The organism is Vibrio ulleungensis (assembly GCF_016900875.1).
Lineage (GTDB): Bacteria > Pseudomonadota > Gammaproteobacteria > Enterobacterales > Vibrionaceae > Vibrio > Vibrio ulleungensis.
Genome location: NZ_JAFEUM010000001.1, coordinates 901,369 through 914,326 on the forward strand (window position 1 = coordinate 901,369; position 12,958 = coordinate 914,326).

Consider the following 12,958-nt stretch of genomic DNA (forward strand, 5'->3'; position numbering starts at 1 on the left):
AAAACATGGAGTGTTTTGAAGCGCGTTTTATTAATGGTTCTAGGGTACGCCTAATCCGAAACATTAGAAATGATGGCAGTTTTAGGGACACCGCTAAGGGTGAGTTGCTAGTTGAGGAGGGGGAGATAGGGATCATTAGAAGTTCAGGCTATTTTTTGCAGGATCAAGTGGTCTATCAGATCTATTTTCCCGACATCGAGAAAACGGTAGGGGTGCGAGACAACGAAGTGATTGATAGTGAACTGCCGTGGATACCCTGTCAATTTCGCTCCCTAGAACAAGCGCAATTAACTATGTCGTTAAAGATGCGTGGCGAAATCATTGCAAAAAAAGGGGACTTGGTTGAAGTGTATCGAGTATTCAGGGATCTAGAAACGGGTGGTGTCGAATACTTAGTTAACGTTGCCAATGAACGGATTTGGCTAGACGCAAAAGTGCTTTCATTGCCGCAAAAGCCGTTACATATTCAGGGGGCAATCAGTCATGGATAACGCAATGTATATGCAACAAAAAAGGCGTTACCTTAACGCAAAAATCGCGACTGAAAAGTATCGTTTAAATTTAGAGTTTCTTTCTTTAGAGCAGCGCAAAGACGTTGATGTGGCAACAAACCAGCTTCTAATGTTACAGCAAAAAATTCTAGCCTCAAACGAAGCACAGCAGGTGCAGGTGGACGCGCTTGAAGTGTCAAAGGCTTTCCAGCAGTGTGTGGAAAATTTTGATACGACCGAAGCGTTTATTACAGCGTTAAGCAGTCAAGCCATTACCGAAGAGGGGTATAAACGCGCGCTTAAAGAGCAGCTCCATTGTGAGAAAGTACTCGGGCTTGTCGCGGCGAATATTCCTGCACTCAGTCGTGAGCACGCCCTGGAGTATTATCAAAAGCATAGGCTCAATTTTTCTCGTTCAACCACCTGGAAGCTCAATCAGATTTTGATCACCATTAACGACGAGTTTGAGGACAATATTCGCATTAATGCCGAAAAACGCATTAAGTCTGTCTTTTTACTCTCTCAGACAACGCCTTTTTCGGAGCTCGCGCTTAAGTACTCAGAATGCCCAAGTGCAGTAGAAAGCGGTCATTTGGGTTGGTGTGAGGAGGAGAAACTCTTCCCTCAAATTACAGACGCGCTCTACAGCCTAAAAGCGGGTCAAATTAGTCATCCGATTGAAACAGAAGCTGGTTTCCACCTCGTTAAGTGGGAGCAAAAGAAAGCCCCTTATGTGGCCAGTTTTGATGAAGTGTATCCGTATCTAGAAGAAAAGCATCAAGATAGAGCCACGGCATACATACAACGTCAATGGCTAAGCCAATTAGCGTCATAGTGATGAAGAGGTGCCTATGTGTTTGAAGAAATTAAGGTTTATCATTGGACTAGCGATAGTGACGTTGTCACTAGAGGTGAGCGCAGATACGGTTCGCGTCGCAGTGGCCAACAACTTTTTTGGTCCCCTTAAAGCGTTAGCCATCGATTATAAAGAGTACAGTGGTGATGAGCTCATTGTGAGCACTGGCTCAACCGGGCAGTTGTATGCACAAATCACGCAAGGTGCGCCGTTTGATGTTTTTCTCTCTGCCGATGCCGCCAGGCCACAGAAACTTGTGGACGCGGGTCTTGCGGTCCACCCGTTCACTTACGCGTATGGACAGTTAGTGTTTTGGTCGTTGGATCGTTCTCTTCTAAGCAATGATGCTTCTTCATTGACGTCTGCAGCAATACAGTATTTAGCGCTGCCTAATCCTAAGCTGGCTCCTTATGGCGCGGCTGCAATACAAGTTATGGAAAAAACCAACAATTATGCTTCTTTGGAATCTAAATTGGTGGAAGGAAAAAACCTGAGTGTGGTGTATCAGTTTGTGACCACGGGTAACGCGCAAGCAGGGTTTCTCTCAATGTCTCAGATATATCGAGATGGAGAGTTTATTGACGGGTCGTTCTGGGTGATCCCAAGCAGTTACTACCAGCCGATAGCGCAAAATGCGGTTATTTTGTCAGCAGCGATAGACAACAACGCCGTAAGCATGTTTGTTGACTATTTAAAAGGACCAAGAGCCAAGCAGATTATGTCTGAATTTGGGTACTTGTAGGGGCTCTGCGATGGCCGACATTGACATTACGGTTATTACCACAACGCTAAAGCTCGCTTTAGTGGTAACGAGTTGGTTGCTGCTTATTGCCATACCCATAGCGTGGTGGTTAGCGACAACGACCAACAGGCATAAAAGCATTGTTTCAGCGTTACTGACGCTCCCAATGGTATTGCCCCCTACAGTGCTAGGATTTTATTTGTTGGTTTTAATGGGGCCTAACGGACCAGTGGGAAAAGCCATGCTAGCGCTGGGTATTAGCCAACTCCCTTTTTCCTTTGCTGGAATAGCCATTGCTTGCATTGTTCACTCTTTGCCTTTTGTTTTACAGCCACTGCAAAACGCTTTTGAATCAATTGGAAAGCAGCCCGCAGAGGCGGCAGCCACACTCCGTGCCTCGCCACTCGATACTTTCTTTAGTGTTTCTCTCCCATTAGCATGGCCTGGCGTGTTTTCGGCTATGGTAATGGGGTTTTGTCACACACTAGGAGAGTTTGGTGTTGTACTAATGATTGGCGGTAATATACCCGGTAAGACCAGGGTTATTTCTGTGGAAATATACAACCATGCCGAGGCGTTGGAATACGGTAAGGCCCATATACTCGCAGGGGGAATGGTCCTTTTTTCTTTTTGCGCTTTACTTTTGATGCAGTGGCTTAATCAGCGCTACAGCATGATTAATGAGTAACGTCACAATGCAGCAATTTGATATTGATCCATCTTACTCGCAACCAATTAAATTACAGATAAATCTTAGTTATGACGGTTTTACACTGGCCACTAATTTGGCGCTGCCTAGAAGAGGTGTAACTGTGTTATTCGGTCACTCAGGGTCGGGGAAAACCACCTGCTTAAGAGTATTAGCGGGTCTTGAACGCTCAGCGACCGGACGTGTCGTCGTAGGGGACAGCGTTTGGCAAGACAGCGAACGAAACATCTTTATGCCAACGTATACAAGGGAAATAGGCTACGTATTTCAAGAGTCTAGTCTATTTCCTCATTTATCGGTATTTGACAACTTAAATTACGGCTACAAAAGGATCGGCAAACATAAGCGTCAAATCGAGCTTGAAGATGTCTGTGAATTGCTCAATATTACTCGCCTTCTAGAACGTAGACCTAACCAACTGTCGGGTGGGGAAAAGCAGCGCGTTTCTATCGCTAGAGCTTTATTGACATCACCCAAGCTGCTATTAATGGATGAACCGCTATCGGCACTGGATAACTTAATCAAAGCAGAAATCTTACCTTACCTAGAAAAACTCCATCAACGGCTATCAATTCCGGTTATTTACGTCACGCACTCTATAGACGAACTAGCCAGGTTAGCTGACCATGTGGTGATGTTTTCGAACGGGCAGATCACGCGATCGGGAAAGGCGGTAGATATTCTGTGTGATCCAACGTTTAGTGCGCAGTTTGGAGAGCGAAGTGGTGCGATTTTCGATACCAAAGTAGTCAAAAAGGAAATAGATGACATAACGCTGCTATCAATTGAAGATGGGCCAATACTTTATGTACCAAAACGTCATGAAAAAATAGGCGACAAAGTACGATGTAGGATCTTGGCAACGGATGTCAGCGTTTGTATTGACTACCCAAAACACTCTTCAATATTAAATATCCTAGAAGCGACGGTAGAGCAAATTGTAGAGTCTCATCGCATAGGCGAGCTGTTGTTAATCTTAGAGTTAGCAAGTGGGATAAAACTGCAATCTTTTGTGACTGCACGCTCGATTCGCTTGCTTGCTATCAAGCCCGGGACATCTTTGTGGGTTCAAATTAAAGCCGTCTCTATTTGTTAATTAATGGACGAAGCTTAACAAAGGTAAAAGGCTTCAATATTGATTATTACAGCTTCTACTGCAAGGTGCTTATCCGGACTAAATGTAGAACACCTCCAACGTTTAGTTACTTAAGTAGAATTGCGGAATAGGTAGTCAGTGATTGGGGTTTAACTAGCAGACTCCTGCTCAAAGATAGCTAAGCGGTAGCTTAGCTATCATGAACGAACGGCTATGTATTTACTTAGATCTATATGGACGTATAGCAGGACACAATAAACAGTGTAATTCTTGCGTCCCAATAGCGGCTCATTACAGCAATGCTCTAACCTTTCCAAATGCGAATGACTTTGCCTTCGTTATCTAGCTCGATATTCACACGCTCTTCATTGAAGTCCATTGTAAGTGGTGAGCCAGTTGTATAAGCGCGAACCTGCTTGCCCATTAGCGAAGAGATAGGTTGTTGTTCAATGTTTTCGCTCATATCGCTGTTATTGTCTTTTGAGTCAGACATAACCGTAGATTCACAGGCAGTAAGTGTAAACAGAGCAGCGGCAGCGATTAAACCATACTTTAGAGGTTTCATAGAGATTCTTCCTATCGTTGAAGTGTATGAGTAACCGTTTGAGTTTGGTCTATTTTTACGTTCTGTGCACGGTTTTATTAGTGACAGAGTGTTTGTTGGTTATTTCTAGAACGACTAGGGTCACTAGTTTGTCTCAATTAAGATCGTTAATGCAGTAATAACCAGTTTACTAGCACAATAACTGGTTAGTGTAGCTGTTTAGTGGCGGTGTTGTGTTGATTGGGTTGATACTACTTCCAATTTTGATTCTCTAAGTATCTGCTAACTCGGTAAGAGAGACGAATGAACGTTAACGAGACTGATGCGTATTGAGCCTCTTAGCGGCTCTTCATTAAAGTTAAAGGAGTGGGGTAAACGCCTTAATACCCTGGCGGACTAACCATGACCGATCTCTTTAGCACGATACTTTTCATTGATTTCATAATTAAAGCACTAAAACCAGAGAAATTACTCTGTGGTTCTATCTCTATTAATGAGTGAGAATCCCAGTGGTTACAATAAACTCGTAGGTAACACCCGTGTGCGGTCAATTTGCTGACAATTGCTGTCTTTAACTTTGCAAAGATTTACCTTGTATTGGCTAGTGCGGCTACAAAATTTTGTATAACATGCGTGCTCGAAAAAAAGGGCGTTCAACCCGCATTAATTTAAAGGTCGATTTGTGATAAAAAAAGTACTTACACTTGCGGTATTCCCGTCGGTATTGGCAATGATGGTATACCCGTTTTTAAGTTCAGATACACCAGTGACATCATCACAGGAATTGGTGACAATCGAAACCGAAATTGAAACCGAAATTGAAGCTGTTGCTTTAGCCGTGAACAACGATAAGCCAAATTTTGCGGCTATCAGCGAAGTAACCGAAAAGAAGCAAGCCTTCATTGACTACTTACGAGTCAGTGTTGAGGTTGAAAATAACCGAATTTTGGCTGAACGTGAACTGTTGGATGAAACCAAAATTGCATTAGAAAACAAATCGATAATAACCACTGAACAAGAAGCTAACCTAGCGCGTTTGGGCAATAGCTATAACTGGCCTATTCCATCAACTGGAATCGATAATGCCTGGCTAGAAGAGATGCTGCATCGCGTCAATGTTATTCCAGAAGCGTTAATTCTTACCCAAGCGGCCAACGAATCGGCATGGGGAACGTCAAGGTTTGCTGTACAAGCAAACAATTACTTTGGTCAATGGTGTTATTCAAAAGGCTGCGGGTTGGTCCCAGAGCAACGTCCTGAAGGTGCGACCCATGAGGTGGCTAAATTTGACACTGCACAACAATCCGTTAATGCCTATTTTATGAATATTAATCGTAACGCAGCTTATGCAGAGCTTAGAAACATTCGTGCGAAGTTAATGCTAAATCGAAGTGATCTGACAAGTACGGACGCAGCACTGGCTCTATCTCAAGGTTTGCAGAGCTACTCTGAACGTGGGCAAGCCTATATCGACGAACTACAAGCTATGATTCGCTTTAACCAAACATTCTGGTTAACCTAAATTTAGAGCTGAAGTATTGGCTAGTGATAGCAAGCTTTTCTAAAGTATTTAGGTAATTATTGAACATTGGTGTCGATTGTTTGTGGCGAACAAAGCATATCGAATAATTCATAGATTAATTCGTAGAACACTGTATACATTTCTAAACTTTTAAAAGAGTTTAGCTTACTGTAGTGTTAACGGAATGTTGTAATCTAGGTCTCGAATGTGCTTTCAATTCCAAATTGGCTTTCAGCCTCAATAAAGCTTGCTATTGCAGCGAGCGTTTTTTCCATACTTCCCAGCTATATTACAGCCGTAGCAGAGCACACTCAGTTCGCTCCGACGTTGATTAATTACTTGGCCACCTTAGAGCTATTAGGTTTTGCGCTCGCCTGTGCAGTAAACTTTATCCTAATTCGTTGGCGTATAATTTTTAATGAACGAATTGCGCTGATAGTGTTGTGCCTATGCCATATCTTCAGCGCATTCACACAAGAACCTTCTTTGTTTTTTGTACTAAGGATCATTGCCGGGATCAGTGCTGGCTTAGTGGTAGTAAGAAGCTACGAAGTATTAGGCAATGAAAGTAACCCAGATGCGGCTTTTGGTAAGGCGATCGCCGTTCAAATGATCACGACAGCAATTCTATTTTTGTCATTACCGCTTGCACTTGACACTATAGGCAGCGAGGCATTCTTCTCCATTCTTGCGATTCTAGCCGGGTTAGCAGCGTTGCTACCTCGAAGTATCATCACTAGTGAAACAACCGATTTCAACAATCATCATTCAATCGATTATACGTCGGTACTATTGAGTTTAAGTGCTGTGGCTATGGTTATGTTGACTCACACTGCGGTGTGGTCGGCTCTGGCAACGTTTGCGAGTGAACACAACGTGAAAGTCAGTGACCAGGGAGTGTTGTTTGCAGTCGGGACCTTGTTTAGTGTGATGGGTGCGATTATTTCTACCCACCCTAAAGCACACGAACATAAAAAGAGTGTTCTAACCATTGCAATTATGATGCAGTGCTTCGTTGTTTCTGTAATGTTGACAGGCCATGACAAAATCAGCTTCATAGTAGCGTCTTGTCTTTTTCAACTACTCTGGAACCTAATTTTGCCACTGGTTATGGGCAGTTTAGCGAGCGGTAAGCATGGCAAAGTCGTCATACGATTTACTTTGGCAGCACAAACTTTTGGTGCGGCTTTGGGGCCCCTTGTGTTAGTCCCAGGTTGGGTGCTACCAGAAGTACTTGCGATGTTAGCTGTGACTTATTTACTCATTAAGTCGATAGTAGTCCAATCCACTGATGGTTTATCTCCCTAACGCATTACTTCGAACATACATTTCATTTCTTACGTTCCGTAGAAAAGCGATCTTAAAACCAAGGCTGCCCGGTAATCATCCAGTCGACGAAGTTCAGCCATTTTCGTCGCTGACGTACGATTATAAGATTAATGATAACTCATTTTTAGAAGTGAACTTATCCCCCCAATGAAACAAGACAGTATGGTAAAACTGAACATAGCTTTGACTTTGAAGGCAATCATTATGAGGCAGGAGAGGGCGTCTATTTGGCTTCTAGACGGTGGTCAGCAAGCGCAACTTACAATCGGGTAGTTGAATTAAGTGATAATCTTACTGCGAGTTTAGGTGCAGGTGCAGCTGGATACATACTTCATTTCCAAATCGACAAACTCAACTGCGGGAAACATTCTAGTGCAACAGAGTATCGCATAATGCCGACATTTAACTCGCATGTAGATTATGAAGTCATTGATGATTTGCATACATTTGCTCAGGTTCAATTTCAAAAACTTTAAAATGATTCCGTCTTGTTGGCAGACGCCGGTGTACGTTATGAACTTAATAAAGAGTGGGATGTGAGCGTTAAGTACTAGCATCAAGACGCTAACTGGAAGAGGAAGCAAAAAGGTGAACAATCAAAGTCTATGGTTTTAAGCATCGCAATTTGATTCTAATTCGACAGACTCTCATAAGCCCATTATACTAAATTTCATGGGTACGTTTACAACACAGGCCACGTAGAACGATGTACGGAGGTTAGTTAGTGATAATCCTGTTGCTAACGCGATGATACTTCATGTGCTGATGGTAATTAAATCTTTAATAGATCAGAGACTATACCATCTGGCTAACTGACAAGAATCTATTGACCCATTCAACCATAGGCTATAATTTATATATTACAATAACTTAACCTAAATTTGCGTACCTAGACTAAACTTATCTATCGACATAACCTATAGTTTCTAATTAAATCTATTTAAATTTTGCCCGTACTATCGCTCCTGAAACATCTACTTACATTCCTGGTGGCGGCACTATGAAAACGAAACTACTAACAGCAATTTTAAGCGCAGCAACTCTATCTACGGCGTACGCGAGCACCAATGCTATCAATCAAAACATTAGCGACGACTATGTTTCATCTGGCGACTACTTACAAATACTTATACCCGCAACTGGCTTATTAGCCGCGTGGCTACACGAAGATCCTCAAGGTGCAAAACAATTAGCACTGTCAGTTGGTGCCGCTCAGGTCATAGTACAGGGTGGTAAAAAGATTGTGGGACGTGTTCGACCAAACGGCAATGGAACGTCTTCATTCCCATCGGGTCACACAGCAGCAGCGTTTTCTGGAGCTGCGTTTCTTCAAAGTCGTTATGGTTCGGCATGGGGTATTCCTGCTTATGTTGCGGCATCCTATGTTGGGTTAAGTCGAATGCACGGTAACCGCCATCATGCTGATGATGTTCTTGCTGCAGCAGGTATCTCATTCTTAGTGAACCAATACATTGTTTCTCCTTTCCAACCTGAAAATGTCGCGTTTACCGCGGTTCCTAAAGAAGATGGTGTTTCTTTTGGTGTCAGCTTTGCCAACGAGTTCTTTGCTAAGCAATCTAGACAGGCCTACGAGCAAAGAACGTCCGGTCCGCAGAATCACCGTATCGAGCTTGACATCGGTTTTAATTTAGAAGATAGCTTACGAAAAGCGGGCCTACCGGGGAGCACACTGGTCGACGAAGTACAACCATTTGCGTCGTTAACGTACGACTATCAAATTAATGAAGATTCGTTTTTAGAGGTGAATCTGTCACCCAATGAAACCAGACAATATGGTCAAACCGAATACAGCTTCGACTTTGAGGGAAATCATTATGAGGCTGGAGAGGACGTGTACTTAGCCTTTAGACAATGGTCATTAGGCGCAACTTACAATCGAGCATTTGAATTAACGGACAATCTTACTGCAAGTTTAGGTGCAGGCGCTGCGGGATACATACTAGATTTCGAAATTGACAAAAACAATGGTGGCAAACATTCCAGAGTAACAGAATATCGCATCATGCCAACGCTAAATTCACACCTCGATTATGAAGTCGTTGATGATCTGCACACATTTGCTCACGTTCAGTACCAAAAACTTAAAAGTGATTCAGTGTTGTTGGCTGAGGCCGGTGTGCGTTACGACCTTAATAAGGAGTGGGACGTGAGTGTTAAGTACCAGCATCAGGACGCGAACTGGAAGAGCAAGCAATTGGGGTATCAATCAAAGTCTGTGGTATTGAGCATCGCCAATCGATTCTAAGTAATTAGGTATATTTATGGCCCACTTTGAGCGATTAAAGTGGGCTTTTTTTGATTTTACTGTGCCCCTCTCACCAGACTTAATGTATTAGGTTTTTCGATGGTAAGTAATTTGTTGATCCCCTAACGAAGCGTTAGGCTGCACGCGCAATTATCCCATTGGAGATGAACTCTATGTTTAAATTCTTTATTAAGCGGCCCAAGATGGCCATTGTCATTTCGCTTTTCATATCGATCTCTGGTGTGGTGTCTGCCTATCTCTCTCCAATGGGGCGCTATCCCGATGTAGCACCTGTAACCATCGCTGTTGATACATGGATGGATGGTGCAACTGCGGAAGTAATAACAAAAACTGTCGCTCCAGAAATCGAGAAACAAGTGAATGGTGTTGCAGGCATGCAATACATGAAGTCGACGTCGGGCGCTGACGGGAGTTATGCACTAGAAGTCGTTTTTGAGAATGGTACCGATGCGGATAGCGCCGTAACACTGGTTCAAAATAGAGTTAATTTAGCGCTACCTGAGCTCCCTTCAAGCGTGAAGGTTAATGGAGTGACTGTCGAAAAGCTCTCCAATGGCATGTTAATTGGCCTGTCAATACAAGATCCTACTCGTCAAGCACAAGACACTGAAATAAGCGCCTACGCAGGTGGCGCTTTTAAAGAAGCATTGCAACGTATTCCGGGCGTTTCAAAAGTTGATGTACTTGGTGAGAAGAAGTACGCGATGCGAGTGTGGCTTAATCCCGACAAAATGCGAAAATACTCGATAGATGTTGGTACCATCCAACACGCTATTGCGACACAAAACAAAATTAGTCCAGTGGGATCATTACTTGGTGACGTTTTAGAGTACCCGTTGTCGGTTGACGGTGGATTAACAACGACAGAACAATTTGAACAGATCGTTCTCCGTGGTGATGTTTTACAGAGAAAGGTGATGTTAAAAGACGTTGCTGACATTGAGCTAGGTGCTGAAGTGTACACGGCCAATGCCTACGCGGGAGTAAACGATGGCTCTGTTATTTTTATTTATAAGTCACCTGACGCTAATGCCGTAGAGGTAGGAGATGCTGTTGCAAAACTAGTAAATAGTCTAGATGGAAAATTTCAAATCGACTATGTGTACGATGCGACCAGTTTTGTTCACGGTGCAATTGAAAATGTCGTCGAAACACTGCTATTGGCTGTTATTATAGTTGGATTAGTTTCGTTGGTGTTCCTGCAATCAATTCGTCTAACACTCATTACAGTAACAGCGATTCCAGTGTCGTTAATTGGTACATTTTCCGTTATGTACGCGGCGGGAATCGACATAAACATCATCTCAATGCTTGGGCTGGTAATGGCAATCGGTATCGTTGTTGATGCTGCAATAATTGTCATTGAAGCCGCTGAACATGAACTTCATCACTATCCGCAGTTAGACGTTAAGCAGGCAGTAAGTAGAGCCCTGGACAAAGTGGTAGCGCCAATCATAGCATCGGCGTTGGTGTTACTGTCCGTATTTGCACCGACAATATTTATGAGCGGTATGACAGGAATTATCTACGCGGAATTCGGCGTTGTACTGAGTGTGTCTGTGCTGGTGTCGACAATAGTCGCACTAAGCCTTACACCGGCTTTATGTGCATTATTTATGAAACCGCCCAAAAAAGGAAAACTAGCGTCGCAAGTAGAACGAGTGATCAATCTAAAGATCACCGGGTTTACGTTGTTAACTAAAGGGAGTGTTCGCTTCCCAGTCATTTCGCTATTGTTGTTAGCAGGTGGGGTCTGGGTAGCCTTGGATCACGGTAAGGATCTTCCACAAGGAATGTTACCCTCAGAGGATACCAGTGCGATTTTTGTTATTGGTGGGTTTGCACCTGGTACAGCACTTGGTGTGACCGATTCTCGGGCTCTAGAAATGGTTGATACACTTCAGCAATTGCCAGGTGTTAAAAACTCTATTGCGGCTTCTGGGTTTAATCTTCTAAACAATACAGCGGATATGAGTAGCTTTTTGATTCTATTGAACCTAGAAGATATCAATAACCGAGATCATTCTGATGCCGAGATCACCTCTATGGCGAATAACGCGCTACAACAGCTAGATATCGAAGGTTTTGCATTTAAACCACCGGTCATTCCAGAGTTGGGTATGGTTGATGGCGTTAATTTTATGCTAATCGATCATCTAGCGAGATCGCCCGAAGAGCTTGCTACGGATACAAATAACGTTTTAGCACAACTTAACAGTAAGGAATCTACAGCGGTTGCCATGACTCAGTTTGAAGTCAACAAGCCGTCTATGAAACTGCATGTTAATCGTAAGCAAATGCTAGAGTATGGGATAAGTTATGCCGATCTCGTTGACGGAATGCAAGCCCATTTTGGTGGACAATATGTGAATACCTTTAACCACAATGGTCGTAACTACAAAGTCATGATGCAAAACGCCCCTCAATATCGACTTAACGAACAATCATTAAACGATGTCTATATCACCTACGGCAACGGGCAAAGCCAACCTGTCAGTAAATTGTTCAGCGTTGAATCCGTGCGCGTGCCTAACTTTATTAATAGGTTTAATGCTGAACAATCCGTATCGATTGACGTATTGCCAACAGCCTCTACTGGAGCGGTGATCAATGATGTGCAAGCTTTAGATTTGCCTGAAGGATACTCGATTGAATTTACTGGTACTGCTAAAGAAGAAGTAGAAGCGGGTAACCAAGCGTTGGTTATTCTAGCGCTGGCACTACTTATTACCTATTTAGTTTTGGTAGCGCAATACGAAAGTTGGCTTATCCCCGCGGCTATCATGACAATGGTACCAAGCGCTGTGATCGGTATAGTCATTGGGGTAGAACAACTGGGTGCTGAAATTACACTGTTTACCCAACTCGCGGCGGTGCTATTGATTGGTATGGCAGTAAGAAATGCGATTCTTATTGTTGAATACGCAAAAGAGCTCAGAGAAGTGGATGGATTACCTATTAAGGACGCTGCGGTTGAAGCGATGCGATTGCGCGCAAGAGCAGTATTCATGACGGCGTTTTCTTTTGCTGTTGGGTTGGTGCCATTGATGCTCGCAGATGCAATTGGCAGTGGCGCTCAGCAGGCGTTAGGTTGGGCTTCGTTCGGTGGCATCGTCTCTGCAACGTTTATTGGTTGCATCGCTGCCTGTGTACTTTTTGTAGTTTTCCAATCACTTAGAGAACTAAAGTCAAAGCCAAACAAAACTATTGGGCAAATCACACCTACGCCTAGTGTTGAGGTCGTATAGTTAAGCAAAGATTGTCGAGTTATTAACCACCTGATTACCAGGTGGTTTTTTTTGCATACCATATGCTCTCCAAATGTTCTAACGATCCTGACCTTCCTATTAGTTAGACTTAAAGGTGCTTCTTTTACCTGATT

At 43.3% G+C, this 12,958-nt stretch carries 10 protein-coding genes; 9 read left to right on the forward strand and 1 reads right to left on the reverse strand.

The window, feature by feature from the left end; genetic code table 11:
- Nucleotides 1-5: 5 nt before the first annotated feature.
- From JQC93_RS04165 to modC, 5 genes are read left to right on the forward strand one after another with little or no spacing between them, the layout of a single operon-like run.
- Nucleotides 6-491, forward strand: coding sequence for a nitrogen fixation protein NifZ (locus tag JQC93_RS04165; RefSeq protein WP_205157185.1), 486 nt, complete (start codon nt 6-8; stop codon nt 489-491).
- On the forward strand, nt 484-1,326 hold the full coding sequence (locus JQC93_RS04170) for a peptidylprolyl isomerase (RefSeq protein WP_205157186.1): 843 nt from the start codon (nt 484-486) through the stop codon (nt 1,324-1,326). Before JQC93_RS04165 ends, JQC93_RS04170 begins: the two co-directional genes overlap by 8 nt.
- Nucleotides 1,327-1,342: 16 nt before the next feature.
- Nucleotides 1,343-2,089 (forward strand): molybdate ABC transporter substrate-binding protein, encoded by a 747-nt coding sequence (gene modA / locus JQC93_RS04175; protein ID WP_205157187.1) that lies wholly within the window; start codon nt 1,343-1,345, stop codon nt 2,087-2,089.
- 10 nt (nt 2,090-2,099) lie between these two features.
- The gene (gene modB, locus JQC93_RS04180) at nt 2,100-2,777 is read left to right on the forward strand and encodes a molybdate ABC transporter permease subunit (RefSeq protein ID WP_236009280.1); all 678 of its coding nucleotides are present in this window, start codon (nt 2,100-2,102) and stop codon (nt 2,775-2,777) included.
- The gene (gene modC, locus JQC93_RS04185) at nt 2,770-3,894 is read left to right on the forward strand and encodes a molybdenum ABC transporter ATP-binding protein (RefSeq protein WP_205157188.1); all 1,125 of its coding nucleotides are present in this window, start codon (nt 2,770-2,772) and stop codon (nt 3,892-3,894) included. Before modB ends, modC begins: the two co-directional genes overlap by 8 nt.
- Nucleotides 3,895-4,198: 304 nt before the next feature.
- Here modC and JQC93_RS04190 read toward each other — a convergent pair whose 3' ends face one another.
- Nucleotides 4,199-4,459, reverse strand: a complete 261-nt coding sequence (locus JQC93_RS04190) for an I78 family peptidase inhibitor (RefSeq protein ID WP_205157189.1) — start codon at nt 4,457-4,459, stop codon at nt 4,199-4,201.
- A 709-nt stretch (nt 4,460-5,168) separates the two neighbouring features.
- Here JQC93_RS04190 and JQC93_RS04195 point away from each other — a divergent pair.
- The 4 genes from JQC93_RS04195 (at nt 5,169) to JQC93_RS04210 (ending at nt 12,824) form a co-directional block, all read left to right on the forward strand.
- Entirely contained in the window at nt 5,169-5,960 is a 792-nt protein-coding gene (locus tag JQC93_RS04195) for a glucosaminidase domain-containing protein (protein WP_205157387.1), read from the forward strand.
- 207 nt (nt 5,961-6,167) lie between these two features.
- Nucleotides 6,168-7,268: an MFS transporter gene (locus JQC93_RS04200; RefSeq protein WP_236009281.1), complete on the forward strand. Its 1,101-nt coding sequence runs from the start codon at nt 6,168-6,170 to the stop codon at nt 7,266-7,268.
- 1,021 nt (nt 7,269-8,289) lie between these two features.
- On the forward strand, nt 8,290-9,555 hold the full coding sequence (locus JQC93_RS04205; protein ID WP_205157190.1) for a phosphatase PAP2 family protein: 1,266 nt from the start codon (nt 8,290-8,292) through the stop codon (nt 9,553-9,555).
- A gap of 173 nt (nt 9,556-9,728) precedes the next feature.
- Nucleotides 9,729-12,824 carry an efflux RND transporter permease subunit gene (locus JQC93_RS04210; RefSeq protein ID WP_205157191.1) on the forward strand — a complete coding sequence of 1,032 codons (3,096 nt, stop codon included), beginning with the start codon at nt 9,729-9,731 and terminating at the stop codon, nt 12,822-12,824.
- Nucleotides 12,825-12,958 lie beyond the last annotated feature (134 nt).

Coding starts and splice junctions, on each gene's coding strand:
- JQC93_RS04165 (WP_205157185.1), top strand. CDS start 6: ATGGAGTGTTTTGAAGCGCGTTTTATTAATGGTTCTAGGGTACGCCTA.
- JQC93_RS04170 (WP_205157186.1), top strand. CDS start 484: ATGGATAACGCAATGTATATGCAACAAAAAAGGCGTTACCTTAACGCA.
- modA (WP_205157187.1), top strand. CDS start 1,343: ATGTGTTTGAAGAAATTAAGGTTTATCATTGGACTAGCGATAGTGACG.
- modB (WP_236009280.1), top strand. CDS start 2,100: ATGGCCGACATTGACATTACGGTTATTACCACAACGCTAAAGCTCGCT.
- modC (WP_205157188.1), top strand. CDS start 2,770: ATGAGTAACGTCACAATGCAGCAATTTGATATTGATCCATCTTACTCG.
- JQC93_RS04190 (WP_205157189.1), bottom strand. CDS start 4,459: ATGAAACCTCTAAAGTATGGTTTAATCGCTGCCGCTGCTCTGTTTACA.
- JQC93_RS04195 (WP_205157387.1), top strand. CDS start 5,169: ATGATGGTATACCCGTTTTTAAGTTCAGATACACCAGTGACATCATCA.
- JQC93_RS04205 (WP_205157190.1), top strand. CDS start 8,290: ATGAAAACGAAACTACTAACAGCAATTTTAAGCGCAGCAACTCTATCT.
- JQC93_RS04210 (WP_205157191.1), top strand. CDS start 9,729: ATGTTTAAATTCTTTATTAAGCGGCCCAAGATGGCCATTGTCATTTCG.